The 14,750-nt window shown below is 73.5% G+C and carries 14 protein-coding genes and 1 riboswitch; of the genes, 8 read left to right on the forward strand and 6 right to left on the reverse strand.

The window, feature by feature from the left end; genetic code table 11:
- Positions 1-10 precede the first annotated feature (10 nt).
- The 3 genes from JAO84_RS31490 (at position 11) to JAO84_RS31500 (ending at position 2,250) form a co-directional block, all read left to right on the forward strand.
- On the forward strand, positions 11-1,396 hold the full coding sequence (locus tag JAO84_RS31490; RefSeq protein ID WP_370416921.1) for an aspartate aminotransferase family protein: 1,386 nt from the start codon (positions 11-13) through the stop codon (positions 1,394-1,396).
- 86 nt (positions 1,397-1,482) lie between these two features.
- Positions 1,483-2,082 (forward strand): helix-turn-helix domain-containing protein, encoded by a 600-nt coding sequence (locus tag JAO84_RS31495; protein ID WP_370415876.1) that lies wholly within the window; start codon positions 1,483-1,485, stop codon positions 2,080-2,082.
- 18 nt (positions 2,083-2,100) lie between these two features.
- A complete protein-coding gene (locus tag JAO84_RS31500) occupies positions 2,101-2,250 on the forward strand; it encodes a DUF6126 family protein (protein WP_265863110.1) in 150 nt (49 codons plus the stop codon).
- 15 nt (positions 2,251-2,265) lie between these two features.
- Here JAO84_RS31500 and JAO84_RS31505 read toward each other — a convergent pair whose 3' ends face one another.
- On the reverse strand, positions 2,266-3,063 hold the full coding sequence (locus JAO84_RS31505; protein ID WP_265863108.1) for a tyrosine-protein phosphatase: 798 nt from the start codon (positions 3,061-3,063) through the stop codon (positions 2,266-2,268).
- A 373-nt stretch (positions 3,064-3,436) separates the two neighbouring features.
- A riboswitch (cyclic di-AMP (ydaO/yuaA leader) is annotated at positions 3,437-3,593 on the forward strand.
- 4 nt (positions 3,594-3,597) lie between these two features.
- Between JAO84_RS31505 and JAO84_RS31510 the strand changes: the two genes are divergently transcribed.
- Positions 3,598-4,563 carry a peptidoglycan DD-metalloendopeptidase family protein gene (locus JAO84_RS31510; protein ID WP_370415877.1) on the forward strand — a complete coding sequence of 322 codons (966 nt, stop codon included), beginning with the start codon at positions 3,598-3,600 and terminating at the stop codon, positions 4,561-4,563.
- 173 nt (positions 4,564-4,736) lie between these two features.
- A complete protein-coding gene (locus JAO84_RS31515) occupies positions 4,737-5,531 on the forward strand; it encodes an SGNH/GDSL hydrolase family protein (RefSeq protein WP_265863105.1) in 795 nt (264 codons plus the stop codon).
- Here the strand turns inward: JAO84_RS31515 and JAO84_RS31520 are convergent.
- From JAO84_RS31520 to JAO84_RS31540, 5 genes are read right to left on the reverse strand one after another with little or no spacing between them, the layout of a single operon-like run.
- The gene (locus tag JAO84_RS31520) at positions 5,528-6,406 is read right to left on the reverse strand and encodes an STM4011 family radical SAM protein (RefSeq protein WP_370415878.1); all 879 of its coding nucleotides are present in this window, start codon (positions 6,404-6,406) and stop codon (positions 5,528-5,530) included. The genes JAO84_RS31515 and JAO84_RS31520 overlap by 4 nt on opposite strands.
- Positions 6,407-6,417: 11 nt before the next feature.
- Positions 6,418-7,758: an STM4012 family radical SAM protein gene (locus tag JAO84_RS31525; RefSeq protein WP_370415879.1), complete on the reverse strand. Its 1,341-nt coding sequence runs from the start codon at positions 7,756-7,758 to the stop codon at positions 6,418-6,420.
- Positions 7,755-8,585, reverse strand: coding sequence for an STM4013/SEN3800 family hydrolase (locus JAO84_RS31530; protein WP_370416922.1), 831 nt, complete (start codon positions 8,583-8,585; stop codon positions 7,755-7,757). The genes JAO84_RS31525 and JAO84_RS31530 overlap by 4 nt, the downstream gene beginning before the upstream one ends.
- A gap of 35 nt (positions 8,586-8,620) precedes the next feature.
- Positions 8,621-9,787, reverse strand: a complete 1,167-nt coding sequence (locus tag JAO84_RS31535; RefSeq protein WP_370415880.1) for an STM4014 family protein — start codon at positions 9,785-9,787, stop codon at positions 8,621-8,623.
- Positions 9,784-10,749, reverse strand: a complete 966-nt coding sequence (locus JAO84_RS31540; protein ID WP_370415881.1) for an STM4015 family protein — start codon at positions 10,747-10,749, stop codon at positions 9,784-9,786. Before JAO84_RS31540 ends, JAO84_RS31535 begins: the two co-directional genes overlap by 4 nt.
- A gap of 235 nt (positions 10,750-10,984) precedes the next feature.
- Between JAO84_RS31540 and JAO84_RS31545 the strand changes: the two genes are divergently transcribed.
- The 3 genes from JAO84_RS31545 to JAO84_RS31555 all read left to right on the forward strand — a co-directional run bounded on the left by JAO84_RS31545 (position 10,985) and on the right by JAO84_RS31555 (position 14,429).
- Positions 10,985-12,115 carry a hypothetical protein gene (locus JAO84_RS31545; protein ID WP_370415882.1) on the forward strand — a complete coding sequence of 377 codons (1,131 nt, stop codon included), beginning with the start codon at positions 10,985-10,987 and terminating at the stop codon, positions 12,113-12,115.
- A 133-nt stretch (positions 12,116-12,248) separates the two neighbouring features.
- Entirely contained in the window at positions 12,249-13,040 is a 792-nt protein-coding gene (locus JAO84_RS31550; protein ID WP_370415883.1) for an SIMPL domain-containing protein, read from the forward strand.
- A 186-nt stretch (positions 13,041-13,226) separates the two neighbouring features.
- Complete coding sequence (locus JAO84_RS31555) at positions 13,227-14,429, forward strand: MBL fold metallo-hydrolase (RefSeq protein WP_370415884.1); 1,203 nt, start codon at positions 13,227-13,229, stop codon at positions 14,427-14,429.
- Positions 14,430-14,750: the final 321 nt, after the last annotated feature.

Below are 14,750 nucleotides of genomic sequence, written 5' to 3' on the forward strand. Positions count from 1 at the left end.
CGAGCGCGCCATGACCGGTGAGTTCGACCTGAAGGCGCTGCTCGCCGAGCGCGGCGGCGAGCGCTACGAGCTGCACGCCCGCCACCTCAACCACCAGCTCCCGCGGATGCTTCACACCATCGGCTTCGACCGGGTCTACGAGCGGGCCGAGGGCGCCCACTTCTGGGACGCCGACGGCAACGACTACCTCGACATGCTCGCCGGCTTCGGCGTCATGGGCCTGGGCCGGCACCACCCCGTCGTGCGGCAGGCCCTGCACGACGTGCTCGACGCCCAGCTCGCCGACCTCACCCGCTTCGACTGCCAGCCGCTGCCCGGACTGCTCGCCGAGCGGCTGCTCGCGCACAGCCCCCACCTCGACCGGGTCTTCTTCGGCAACAGCGGCACCGAGGCCGTCGAGACCGCCCTCAAGTTCGCCCGGTACGCCACCGGCCGGCCCAGGATCGTGTACTGCGCGCACGCCTTCCACGGCCTCACCACCGGCTCCCTCTCCGTCAACGGCGAGAAGGGCTTCCGGGACGGCTTCGCGCCGCTGCTCCCCGACACGGCGATCGAGCTCGGCGACCTCGACGCCCTGGAGCGGGAGCTGCGCAAGGGCGACGTGGCGGGCTTCGTCGTCGAGCCCATCCAGGGCAAGGGCGTGCACGAGACCCCGCCCGGCTTCCTGCGCGCCGCCCAGGAGCTGCTTCACCGGCACGGCGCGCTGCTGATCGCCGACGAGGTGCAGACCGGCCTCGGGCGGACCGGCGACTTCTACGCGTACCAGCACGAGGACGGGGTCGAACCCGACCTGGTGTGCGTCGCCAAGGCGCTCTCCGGCGGCTATGTGCCGGTGGGGGCCACCCTGGGCAAGGACTGGATCTTCAAGAAGGTCTACTCCTCGATGGACCGGGTCCTCGTCCACTCGGCCAGCTTCGGCGCGAACGCGCAGGCCATGACCGCCGGGCTCGCGGTGCTCTCGGTCATGGAGGCCGAGGACACCGTGGCGCACGTGCGCCGGACCGGCGACCTGCTCGCCGGCCGGCTGCGCGAGCTGGTCCCGCGCTACGAGCTCCTGAAGGAGATCCGCGGCCGCGGGCTGATGATCGGCATCGAGTTCGGCCGCCCGACCTCGCTCGGCCTGCGCAGCCGCTGGACCATGCTCCAGGCGGCCCGCAAGGGGCTCTTCGCCCAGATGGTCGTGGTGCCGCTGCTCCAGCGCCACCACATCCTGACCCAGGTGTCGGGGGACCATCTGGAGGTGATCAAGCTGATCCCGCCACTGGTCGTCGACGAAGCGGACGTGGAGCGCTTCGTGACCGCCTTCACGGCGGTGATGGACGACGCCCACGCGGGCGGCGGACTGATGTGGGACTTCGGAAAGACGCTGGTCAAGCAGGCGGTCGCACAGCGCTGACCGGATTCCGGCGTCCCCCGGGGCGCGGGATTTGCCTCTGAGGCAAGAAAGTTGCCTCAGAGGCACAATCCTGGCGCAATGGACGCATGGACCACGTCACCGACGTCGTGCCGGACGTCGCTCCGCAGCTGCGGGCCCTGCGCCGCCGGCGCGGGCTCACCCTGGAGGCGGCCGCCCAGCGCGCCGGGCTCTCGCCCGCCCATCTGTCGCGCCTGGAGACGGGGAACCGGCAGCCCTCGCTGCCGATGCTGCTCGCGCTCGCCCGTATCTACGGTACGACGGTCTCCGAGCTGCTCGGCGAGGCACCACCGGAGCGCGACCCGGTCGTGCGGGCCGGTCGCTCCGAGCCGGTCGAGGCCGACGGCTGGATCTACCGGCAGGCCGGCGGCGCGGGCCGCGCCATGCAGGCGCTGCGCGTCCACGTCCCGTACGCCACCAGCGCGGACATCGTGCGGGTCCATCCCGGCGAGGAGTGGATCCATGTCCTGGAGGGGCGGGTCAGGCTCGCGCTCGGCGACGCCGTGCACGTGCTCGATCCCGGGGACAGCGCGCACTTCGACTCGCTTACCCCGCACCGGATCGGCGCCGCGACGCAGGCCGGGGCCGAGCTGCTGTTCGTCCACACCCTGATGCAGAGCCCCGCCGCCGAGCTGTGCCTCGGCGGCGGGACCCCGCATCGACGCTGAGGTCTAGAAAGGACCGACATGTCCGAGAAGTCCGTACCGGTCACCGGCGAGGAGCGCGGTGAGGGCAAGTTCCCCAAGGGTCTGGTGCTCCGGCTCTTCGCCTATCTGGTCGCCGGCCACGTCTTCGCCGCGTTCCTCTATCTGCTCTTCTCCATGGGCGGGAAGTAGCCCCGACCTGAGGGGTTACGCCTCGGTGAGCAGCCGCCCGCGCAGCCGCTCCCGGGTCTCCGGGGCGAGCCGCAGCCCCTCCGCCAGATAGACGTCGACCGAGCCCCAGCTCTCCTCGATGGTCCCGAACGCGGCCCGCAGATACTCCACCCGCGCGTCGAACAGCGGCGCCAGCAGCTCCATCACCTCCGGCGACATCCCGTCCGGGGCGGTGGAGCTGCGCTGCACCTTGTAGCGGCGGTGCGGGGCGTTGGACTTCACGTAGTCCGCCTCGATCGCCTCGTGCTCGACGCCGACCGCGAGCAGCGAGATCGCGATCGCCAGACCGGCCCGGTCCTTGCCGGCCGCGCAGTGCATCAGGGCGGGGACGCTGTCCTCGGCCATCGCGTGCAGGATCCGGCTGTGCTCGGCGGTCCGCTCGACGATCATCTTCCGGTACGAGTCGGACATCCGGGCCGCGGCCTTGCCGTCGCCCAGGATCCCGCGCAGCTGGTCCAGGTCGCCGTCGCGGACCAGCTTCCAGAACTCCTTGCCGTCGGCCGGGTCGTTGAGCGGTATGTTCACATTTCGCACGCCCGGGAGCTCGACGTCCGCGCCCTCGATCCGCCGGTCGGCCTCGTTGCGGAAGTCGAAGACCGTGTGCAGCCCCAGCGTGGTGAGGAAGGCCGCGTCCTCGGCGGTGGCGTGCGCCAGGTGACCGCTGCGGAAGAGGTGCCCGGGGCGCACGGACCGGCCGTCCACGGTCGGCAGTCCGCCCAGATCGCGGAAGTTGCGTACGCCGGTGAGTTCGGGCTCGGTCGTCGCTCGCGTCACGGTTGCTCCTGCTCTCGAGATCGGTTCCTGCGGCAATCATCATGGCTGGCGGGCCGCGTGGGCACCCCATCGGGATGGAATGGGCGATCTGTCCGTATTGAGCGATTGGATATAACGCGCCCTGGTTGCAGGGGAGATGGGATCCGCGGCGTGAGCAGCGTCATAGACGTGACGGACCGTGCCTGATCGTCTTTTCCAAATTCCCCCCGGCAAAGGGAAATCGAGGGACCGTCATCGACGGAGGGTCACCGGAATTCCGGACGGATATCACGGAATTCGAGATCGAATGGAACCGGCGGCTTGTTCCGCTCGTCCCCGCTCGTCTAGCGTCGCGCTCACTCCGGACGGACCGCCTAATCCTGCCGCCGACCGGAATCCGCACTCACCCGTAGACGGCAGGAGCGGGGGACCCAGGTAAGTCGCCGATCCCTCGGAGAGAAGGACGGCTCGGGGTGAAGCCGCGCGACCGCGCGGCCGGACATCTCCAGTCCGAACCCGACAGCTCACCTCGCAGGCGACGGAGAGGAAACCGCCATGCCCGCGAAGGGTAAGCACCGCCGTACCAAGGCCAACCCGATCACCCGCGGGTTCGTGGCCGCCGGCGCCGGAGGCGCCGTCGTCGCCCTCCCGCTGATCGGCGCGACCGGCGCGCACGCCGCCGAGCAGGCCGCCCCCGCCGCCCGCCCGGCCGTCGCCGCCGTGGCGCCCGCCGCCGTCACCCCCGCCAAGGCCCCGGCCGCCAAGGGCACGAGCTACACCGTCGTGCGCGGCGACTACCTGTCGAAGATCGCCACCGAGCACCACCTGGCCGGCGGCTGGCAGAAGCTCTACCGCGACAACCGCCAGGTCGTCGGCGAGAACCCCTCGCTGATCCTGCCCGGCATGAAGCTCACCCTCGGCGCCAAGAACACCGCCAAGGCCGCGCCCGCTCACCAGGCCGCCCCCGCGCCGAAGGCCGCGCCGAAGAGCTCCGCCAAGAACGGCGACACCGCGCCGAGCCGCGCCTCCCGCGGCAGCGAGCGCACCGCGGCCCCGGCCGCCGCCGACTCCTCCTCGTCCTCCGCCGAGTCCGCCTCGGTCGGCGCGACCTCCTCCTCCGGCTGGGTCGCCCCGGTCAGCGGCGGCATCTCCACCCCGTACCGCGCCTCCGGCTCCATGTGGTCCTCCGGCTACCACACCGGTGTCGACTTCATCGCCTCCACCGGCACCACCGTCCGCGCGGTCGGCCCCGGCACCGTCTACTCCGCCGGCTGGGGCGGTGCCTACGGCAACCAGGTCGTCATCCAGCACGCCGACGGCACCTTCTCGCAGTACGGCCACCTCTCCTCGCTGTCCGTCTCCGCCGGCCAGACCGTGAGCGGCGGCCAGCAGATCGGCCTCTCCGGCGCCACCGGCAACGTCACCGGTCCGCACCTGCACTTCGAGATCCGCACCGGGCCGGACTACGGCTCCGACATCGACCCGCTGGCCGTCCTGCGCCAGCACGGCGTGAGCATCTGACGCCACGTCGGCAATCCGACGCGTTCGGACAGCACCCGGAGGCCCGGCACCTGCGTGCCGGGCCTCCGGCGTATTCCGGCTTGGTGGAATCTTTATCGGTGGCATATGTCACCCGGCGTCAACCCCTCCTTACGGTCGCGTAGGTCACACGGGGAGGGGAAAGATGTGGTCCCGTGGCAGACGATTCGAGATCTACAGAAAACAACTCATTCGGGTCGTACGCGGCGATCGGTGACAGCTTCACCGAGGGCGTCGGAGATCCCGGGCCCGACGGGTCGTTCGTCGGCTGGGCGGACCGGTTCGCGGTCCTGCTCGCCGACGAGATGCCGGAGCACGACGACTTCCGGTACGCCAATCTCGCCGTACGGGGGCGCCTCCTGGACCAGATCGTCGCGGAACAGGTCCCGCGGGCGAAGGAACTCGCCCCCGACCTCGTGACCTTCTGCGCCGGCGGGAACGACATCATCCGCCCCGGCACCGACCCCGACGACGTCGCCGAGCGCTTCGAGCGCGCCGTGGCCGACCTCACCTCCGCCGTCGGCACCGTCATGGTGACCACCGGCTTCGACACCCGCGACGTGACCCTGCTCAAGCACCTGCGGGGCAAGATCGCCACCTACAACGGGCACGTCCGGGCGGTCGCCGACCGGTACGGCTGCCCGGTGCTCGACCTGTGGTCGCTGCGGTCCGTCCAGGACCGGCGGGCCTGGGACGAGGACCGGCTCCACCTCTCGCCCGAGGGCCACACCCGGGTCGCGCTGCGCGCCGCCCAGGTCCTCGGCATGGCGGTGCCCGCCGACCCGGAGCAGCCGTGGCCCCCGGAGCCGCCGCGCGGCACCCTGGAGGTCCGCAAGGACGACATCCACTGGGCCAGGGAGTACCTGGTGCCGTGGATCGGGCGCCGGCTGCGGGGCGAGAGCTCCGGCGACCACGTCGAGGCCAAGCGCCCCGACCTGATGCCGCTCTAGCTCCGGAGCAGCTTCAGTCCGGTGTGCGCGGCGAGGTTCGCCGGGACGCGTTCCAGGACGCCCCCGGCGAACACGTCGTACAGCGGCAGTGTCTCCAGGTGCACATAGCCGATGTGGCAGTCGCACACCGCCAGCGGGCACGGCCGGGGCCGCAGCGCCGCCCGGTACGAGCCGTCGTAGAGGTTGCCGAGCTCGGCCCGTACGAAGTGGCAGCGCCGCACCGTGCCGTCGCCGTCCACCGAGATCACCGACTCGCCCGTGCGGCACGGCAGCCCCGCCGAGGCGTGCGGATGCCGGCTGTACGGGAAGAGCGGGTCGAGCTCCGTCCAGCCGGCCGCCTCCGCGTCGGTGTACGTGTGCCCCTCGGCCGCGTTCACCCACAGGTACACCTGCTCCGGCAGCTCGGCGCGCAGCCGCCGGGCGTGCTCCCGGTGCTCGGGCAGCCCCACGATCCCCACGCTGAAGCGCACCCCGCGCCCGGCCAGCTCCCGGCACTTGCCGAGGAAGCGCTCGTACGGCGTCTGGCCCGGGTGGTAGGTGCACCACAGAGCCACGGTGTCGAGGTCGGCCTCCGCCAGCCAGTCGGTGCGGCAGCTCAGATTGGTCTGGATCGCCACCCGCTCCACCTGCGGAAGGCGCGAGAGCTCGACGAGCGTGCGCCGGTACCAGGACCGCACCAGGCCCTCGCCCCACGGGGTGAAGAGGATCCGCAGCCGGTCCCCGCTCTGCCCGGCCGCCCAGCCGGCGAAGCGCTCCAGGGCGGCCCGGTCGGCCCGCAGCCGCTCCGGGCTGTCGCGCCGCTTGGCGAAGGGGCAGTAGGGGCAGTCGTAGTCGCAGGAGGCGAGCGGCCCCCGGTAGAGCACGGTCAGGTCCATCCGGCCGCCCCCTACTTGGCCTCGTACGCGGCCATGGCCGCCCGCACCGCCGGGGAGAACAGCTCGGGCCCGAGCCCGTCGGAGTGCGCCAGGCCCTCGGGGGAGAGCCGGAGCAGCCCGGCGGGGGCGCCGGTGTCCAGCCAGCCGCGCTCCTCGAAGCGGGCCAGCTCGGCCCCGAAGTCGTCGAACGGCGAACCGCCGAACCGGGCCGCGTAGTCGGCGAGCGGCATCCCGGCGGCCTGGAGGAGCGACTGGAGGAGGTGCCGGCGGCGCGCCTCGCCCGCGTCGACCCGGCGGCCCACCTCGGCCCGGGAGAAGTCCCGCGTGCCGGTGTAGGTGTCGATGATCGAGCGGATCTCGGGCATGCCGACCGCGTAGTCGAAGGAGTAGTGCAGCCGCGAGGTGTAGGAGCGGGCGCCGCAGCCCAGGCCGATCATGCCGTCGGTCTGGCAGGCGTGGTCGTCCGGGCCGAGGGCCGGTGCGTCCGCGCGCCGGAACATGCGCATCGACACCTGCTCGTAGCCCCGAGCCAGGAGGTGGTCGCGGCCGTGCCGGTAGAGCCGCAGCCGCCGCTCGTCCCACTCCCGGTCGCTCTCGGCCGGGCCCTTGCGGCCCAGACCGGTGAGCGGCCGCACGTACAGCGGATACAGATAGAGCTCTTCTGGGCGCCAGACGAGGGCGGCGTCGAGCGAGCGGCGCCAGCTCGCCTCGGTCTGGCCGTCGATGCCGTAGATCAGGTCGATGTTGAGGACCGGGACGCCGGTGTCGCGGATCCGGCCGAGGGCCGCCTCGACCTCGGCCCGGCGCTGCGGGCGGACCGCCGCCCGCGCCTCGGCCTCGACGAAGCTCTGCACTCCGATGCTCAGCCGGGTCGCGCCGCGCTCCGCGAGCACCGCGAGCCGGTCGGCGGTCGCCGTCGACGGCGAGGTCTCCACGGACAGCGGCACCGCCCGCAGGTCGGCGCCCATCCGCCGCTCGGCGATGTCGCACAGCCGCTCCAGCTCGGCCGCGGTGAGGAAGGTGGGTGTGCCCCCGCCGAACGCGGCCGTGGCGAACCGCACCGGTGCCGCGTCGCCCAGCGCCTCGCGCACCGCCGTCGCCTGCCGGTCGAGCGCGTCGAGATAGCGGGTGGTCAGCTCGTCCGGGGCGCCGATCCGGGTGAAGAGGTTGCAGAAGCCGCAGCGGACCTCGCAGAAGGGTATGTGCGCGTAGAGGGACAGCGCGTCCTTCGGCTCGTCCGCCCACAGCCCGGCGAGCGCGGGCCGGTCGGGCAGCGGACGGTAGGCCGTCTTGTGCGGATAGGCGTAGACGTAGCTGGTGTACGGGCGGACCGCCTCGGTCACGGCGCTCATGCGGCACCGTCCTCGTGGGCGTCCGGGCCGGGAAGGACGAACTGCGCGTACGGCACCGTCCACACGCTCTCGTGGCCGAGCCGGTGTCCGGTGAAGCCGTCGTCGCCGTAGGCCGTGCCGTGGTCGGAGCAGACGATGGCGAAGCAGTCGCGGCGGCTGCTCATCGCGGCGAACAGGCGCCCGATGTGCCGGTCCACGTACTCGAGGGCGGCGGCGTGGGTGGCGCGGGAGTCGCCGGCCTCGCGGCTCGCGCCTTCCAGATGGAACCAGTTGGGCTGGTGAAGCGCCGAGACGTTGACGAAGAGGAACAGCCGGCGGGCCCGCGGCAGCGCTGCGACGACCTCCTCGGCGCGGGCGACCTGGGACTCGAAGGAGGTCGGCGAGGCCACCCCGAAGGACGGCTCCCAGTGGCTCTCCTGGAACAGACCGGGCAGCACCGTGCCGAGCGGCGGCTGCTCGTTGAAGAAGCCCACCCCGCCGACACACACCGTGCGGTAGCCCTCGTGCGCGAGCGCCGACACCAGATCGGGCGTGTCGTGGAAGACGAAGGTGCCGTCGGCGGTGGTCTCGCTGCCCGCGAACCGGGCCGCGAAGAGCCGCGGGTGCGGACCGGGCGTCGCCGGGGTCGGCAGGAAGCCCGCGAACATCGCCTGGTGGGAGGCGTAGGTGAAGCTGCCGGGCGCGTGCCGCCGCTCCCAGGACCCGCCCGGCAGATGCCGGGCCAGGTTCGGTATGCGGCCCTCGGCGGCGAGTTCGGCGGCCACGTCGAAGCGCAGGGTGTCGAGCGTGACCAGGAGCAGATCGTGGCTGCCCACGATCGCGTTCATGTCGACGTTCGGGGTGTCGGGGGTGTTCGGGGGGTTCACGGCGTGCTGGTTCCTGTGGTGCTCGGGGTCCTGAGGGAGGTTCGGGTACGGAGCAGGGCGGCGACCTGGGCGGCGTAGGTGTCCTGGTCCTCGGCCCCGCTGCCCGGCAGTCCGGTGAGCCCGGGCAGCAGGTCGCCGAAGGCGTTGACCTCGCCGACCGAGAAGCGGCGCCAGCCGGCGGCCGGCAGCAGGTCGACCCCCACGCAGTGGGTGCCGGGGAAGGCGGCAGCGGCCCGCTCGCACACGGCGAGCGCGTCGGCGAACCGGCCGCCGGCCGTGGCGGTCGCGGCCCGGACGGCGGCCAGGTCGCCGCGGGCGCCGCCCAGATGCAGATTGGTCAGGGGGGAGCGGCTGGTGCGCACCACGGCATGGGTGGCCCGGCCGTCGACCACCACGACCCGCAGATCGGCGGCCCGGCCCTGCAGGGCGGCCTTCGGTATCCAGCGCTCGATGTGCAGGCCGTCCGGCGCGAGGGCGTCCACCAGGGCGGCGACCTCGGCCTCGGTGCCGTAACGGCGCACCCGCAGCGAGTTGAACAGGCGTCCGTCCGGGGCCCGTTCCACCGAGGTGGTGGCCTGGACCCGGCCGCCGCCCGCGGTCTCCAGGGCGAGGACGCCCGAGGCGGAGGAGCCGTGGGCGGGCTTCACGAACACCCGGGCCAGACCGGCGCCGGCCATCAGGGCCCGCAGGTCCGCCCAGCCGCGCACCGGCGGCCCGCCCGGGCCGGAGGTGGGGGAGTCCGGCACGGGCACCCCGGCCGCCCGCAGCCGCCCGTGGGTCAGCCGCTTGTCGAACAGGACGGCGGTCTCGGCCGGGTCGTCCACCAGGGCCGCCCCGGCCGCCGCCACCCGCGCGGCGAGCTCCGGCAGGGCGCCGGTGAACGCCTCGTACCAGCGCCGCGAGCCCTCCGCCCGGGTCGGGTCGTCCGTGCCGCGCAGCAGCCGGTCCACCTCCGGGTCCTCCCCGGGGCTGTCGACCCGCACGGTCTCGCCGGAGCGGAACTCCGCGGTCCCGCGCAGCACGTCGAGCCACGGCACCACCCGCGCCGCGGGCAGCCCGGCGGCCGCCACCGCGTCCAGGAAGAACCGGACCCGGCGGCTTCCGGGGTTGCCGACGACGGCCAGGCCGGGCCGATCCGGGCGGGGGCTCGCGGCGGAGGTCACTCGCCGACCGCGGTGTAGCGGTAGCGCTCGCCGTTGTACTCGTGGGGGACCTGGCGGTCGCTCACGTCCACGGCGACGCCGTGCGGGGCGAGCGCGGCGGTGACGCGCTCGGCCGTCTCGTCGGAGAGGAAGTGGTGCGACAGGTCGAGCCGCTTCAGGTGGGTGAGCGGCTGCCCGGCGAGCAGCGCCTCGGCGCCCTGGTCGGTGAGCTCGCCCATGGACAGGTCCAGCGTCTCCAGGCGGGCGACGACGGGGGCGCTCGCGACGGCGGCGACGACCTCGTCCTGGGCGTCGCTGTTCCGCAGTCCCAGATACCGCAGCGCGGGCAGCCGGGTGCCGGACAGGATCGGCTCCAGGTCGGCGGGCGTGGTGTCGTTGCCGTAGTCGTCCCGGCCGAGCCACAGCTCCAGGTGCTCCAGGGCCGGGAAGTCGCAGGCGCCGATGGAGCGGACCACGTCGGCCGGCAGACCGCCGGTCTGCACGACGAGCCGGCGCAGGCCCTCGTGCCGCACCGGCGGGAATTCCAGACCGCTGGCGCCGCGGACGGCGAGCGTGCGCAGCCCGGGGTAGGCGGCGAGCAGCGGGGTGACGTCGGACTGCATGATCCAGGAGATCTCGCAGTCCTCGGACAGCATGTCGCCGAGGAACACCGCCTCCAGGGCGGGCAGCCGGTCCTTCGCGGCGACCAGCGCCTCGACGATGGCGGCCGAGGAGTTCTCGAACGCCTCGTCCCAGCCGCCGACGACCACGGCCCGGACCTTCGCGGTGTCCACGGCGTCGACGAAGCGGGGGAAGAGATCTTCCCAGTGCTCGTCCCCGGGCTCGGCGTAGGTGGCCGCGGAGAGTCGCCAGGCCACCGCGGCGGGGTCGGGCAGCTCGGCGGCCGCCGCCTTCCCGCCGGGGGCGGGGAACTCGAACACGGGCAGGTCGTGGAACTCCCGCAGGTAATTCCCGATGGTCATGAAGGCTCCAGACACCAGAGGGGCCGCCGGACGGCGTGGATCGGCCGATGCGAGAAGTTCTACCAAGCGGCACTGACAACGCCCGTACCCGGGCCGGGAGCTCCGCGGCCGCCGCCGCAACGCCGGTGCACCGCCCGCGTCCTGTGCGGGTCCTGTGTGTGCCCCGCGTGCGTCGTGTAGGCGTTTCGTGCGTGTCACACCGCCAATGTGATGATTCGTCTGATAATCATCATCCGTGTCCGTCCGACGTATTCTCACGGCCCTGCTGTTCGCCGCCGCCGCGCTCTGCACCGCGATCCCGGCCGCCGCCGACACGGGCAAGGGAGGCGGCACCCGCCTCCCCCTCCCGGCCGCCTTCACCATCCGGGGACTCGACCTCCACGACGCCCAGATCGCCAAGTTCGACGACGTCTACTACCTGTACGGCTCGATGTACGGCTGCGGCTTCGAGTGGTACGTCAAGCCCACCCCCTGGTGCGGCTTCGGCGTCTCCACCGCGCCCACCCCGCAGGGCCCGTGGACCGCACCGCGGCCGCTCTTCGACCCCACCGCCGCCGACCCCTGGACCGACGGCACCTGGCAGGACACCTGCGGAGCCACCGGACAGGGCTGCTTCAACCCCCGGATGATCCGCCGCTCCGGCTGGGGCCTCGACGACGGCGGCTTCGTCCTCTGGTTCAACAGCCCCCGCCACTACACCCTCAGCCAGGCCAACGCCTACAACGCCATGGAGTGCGCCTCCGCCGCCGGACCCTGCGGACCCGGCTCCGGACCCGCCGTCGAAGGCGCGTACCGCAAGCCCGACCTCACGATCTGCGCCGGCAACGGCGACTTCGGCATCATCGAGTCCGGCACCCCCGGCGAGCCCCCGGCCATGGTCTGCACCCTCCCCGGCACCGCACAGCTCAACATCGAACAGCTCGACAGCCGGGGGACCGGCGGCACCGGCGTCGGCGTCCGCAAGGTCGCCGGGCTGAAGAAGGTCGAGGGCCCCGGCGGCTGGTGGGACCCGGTGCAGCAGCGTTACGTCCTCACCTACGCCGACCCGGCCTGCGGCTACTGCACCGGCACGCCCATCGGCTACGCCACCGCGCCCTCGCTCTACTCCGGCTGGGCCGCGCCGGAGAACCTCGGCTGGAGCGCGCCCGTGTACGGCCGCCGCGTCTTCAACGGCAACAGCTGCGGCGGTGCCCCGCGCACCGTCTCCGTCCTCGACGGGCAGCCCTGGCAGATCATCGACCTGTGGCTCGGCACCCGCAACGAGGCCGCCGCCGCCACCCATCTCGTACCGCTCTCCTACACGCCCACGCCGGGCACGGCCGGCGACGGACTCCTGTGGCGGCCGCCGCTCTCGCTGAACTGCTGAGCCGGCCGGCCCGCCCCTGGTACGGAGAGGTGAAGGACGGCGCCGTACGGTCGTGGCGGCGGGGCCGGGCGGTCGGCGGCTGGTGGGATGTGCGCGGCCGGAGCACCGGCAACCACCCCCGAAGGGACCGCCCATGACACCGCGTCATTCCCACGACCTGCCCGGCGCCCGCCTCGCCGGACCGCTCCGCACCCTCGCCGTCGGCGCCGCCCTCGGCGGGGTGCTGCTCGGTGCCGCCGCCCCCGCGAGCGCCGCCGCGCCGGGCGTCACGGCCCCGGCGGCGGCCGTACGGGCGCCCGCACCGGCCACCGTGACCGTCACCGGCAGCGGCCGGGCCGCCGCAGCGCCCGATCTGGCCGTGCTCTCGGTCGGCGTCGAGGCCACCCGCAAGACCGCGAAGGAGGCCCTCGCCGCCCAGAACACGGCGGCGAAGGCGCTGGTCGACGCGCTGCACGCACAGGGCGTCGCCGACCGCGACATCCGCACCGAGAGCCTGTCCCTGTCGCCCGTCTACGCCCAGAGCACCGAGGGCGAGAGCAAGGTCACCGGCTACCAGGCCGGTCAGACCTTCGCCGTGAAGGTCCGCGACATCGACCGGGCAGGCCAGGTCATCGGCGCCGTCAACGACGCCACCGGCGACGCGGGCCGGATCAACGGAGTCGTCTTCGACGTGTCCGACCCCACCGCGCTGCGCGCCACCGCCCGCGAGGCCGCCCACCGCGACGCCCACGACAAGGCCGCCCAGCACGCCAGGCTCAGCGGCCACCGGCTCGGCCGGCTGGTCTCGCTCACCGAGGGCGAGAGCGTCCGCCCCGGCCCCGCCGCCGTGCCCAGCGCCGTGGCCGACGGCGGCGAGGCCGTGCCGCTCGCCCCCGGCGAGATCGAGGAGCACGTGACGGTGACGGCGGTGTACGAGCTGATCTAGGCCGGACCTGGACCCGGACCGGGACCCGGGCCGGACGGGCGGGGCGCGGGGCGGGCGCCGCACCCCCGGCGTACCCCCGCCACGGCACCCCCACGGCGCCGCCACCGGACAAAGACAAGATCGCCACGGCGCCGGACCCGGTGGGCCGCCCATAATGAAGGGACCACACCGACCTCAGGAGGCTCTGTGACCGGCACTGGCTCCGACCCCTCGCTGCGGGCACGGCTGCGCGCGCTGCGCCCCGCGGCCTTCGGCGCCGACCCGAGCGGAGAGCGGCTGGAGCGCATCCGCCGCTCCCCGAACTTCGCCGACGGGGTCTTCCGGAACCCGGAGCAGGCCCGGCACCGGCCGTCCGGCTCGACGATCGAGTTCGCCAAGGTCTACTTCGAGAAGGAGGCGCGGGCGCGCCGGGCCCCCACCGGCCACATCCCCGTGCACCCGACCACCGTCGCCGACCTGGCCAAGCCGCCGGCGAGCGGGCTCCGGCTCACCTGGATGGGCCACTCCAGCGTCCTCGCCGAGATCGACGGGCGCCGGGTGCTCTTCGACCCGGTCTGGGGCGAGCGCTGCTCGCCCTTCGCCTTCGTCGGACCCAAGCGGCTGCACCCGGTGCCCGCGCCGCTGGCCGCGCTCGGCCCGGTCGACGTCGTGGTGATCTCCCACGACCACTACGACCACCTCGACCTGCCGACGATCAAGGCCCTGGCGACCACCGACACTCTCTTCGCGGCGCCGCTCGGCGTCGGCGCCCACCTGGAGCACTGGGGCGTGCGCCCCTCCCGGCTGCGCGAGCTGGACTGGAACGAGTCGACCGAGGTCGGCGACCTGCGGCTGACCGCCACCCCGGCCCGCCACTTCTGCGGCCGCGGCCTGCGCAACCAGCAGCACACCCTGTGGGCCTCGTGGGTCGCCGAGGGCCCGGAGCACCGGATCTACCACAGCGGCGACACCGGCTACTTCTCCGGCTTCCAGGAGATCGGCGCCGCCCACGGGCCCTTCGACGCCACCATGATCCAGATCGGTGCCTACTCCGAGTACTGGCCCGACATCCACATGACCCCGGCCGAGGGCCTGCGGGCCCACCTCGACCTCCAGGGCGGCAGCCCGCACGGCGTGCTGCTGCCCATCCACTGGGGCACCTTCAACCTGGCCCCGCACCCGTGGGCCGAGCCGGGGGAGTGGACCAAGGACGCCGCCGATGAGGCGGGCCAGAGCGTCGCCCTGCCCCGCCCGGGCCAGCCCTTCGAGCCGTCCGGCAAGGTGCCCGCCGACCGCTGGTGGGGCGGCATCGCCCACCCGGTGCCCCGCCATTGGAGCCGCGGCTCCGCCCCGCAGACCCCGGCTGCCGAGGGCCGCAGCGGAGAACTGGACCTCGCGGCCGAGCGCTGACTCGGCCGCGCCCGTGGGGCGGGACGCGAAGATCGCGTAGAAAGCGAAGGATGCGATAGCGAATACGGACCGGGCCCGTCCGGCCCGGTCCGTGCCCGGCGGCGGCGAGAACCGGCCGGTAGGGGTGCGCTCCGAGGTGGTCACGCAGAGGGGTCGCGCGCTCACGTGGCGGATTCCGGTCCGGTGGATGGTACGGGGAGGGCGTGGTCCCTCGGGCCTCTCCGGGCCTTCGGGGCGGGCCCAGCGGTGGCCCCGCCTGACCCCGGGTCTGCTTCCGGTCCGGTTCCGGTCCGTTTTCACGGAGCCTCGAACGGCGAGTTT

The sequence above is a fragment of the Streptomyces fradiae genome (assembly GCF_041270065.1).
GTDB lineage: Bacteria > Actinomycetota > Actinomycetes > Streptomycetales > Streptomycetaceae > Streptomyces.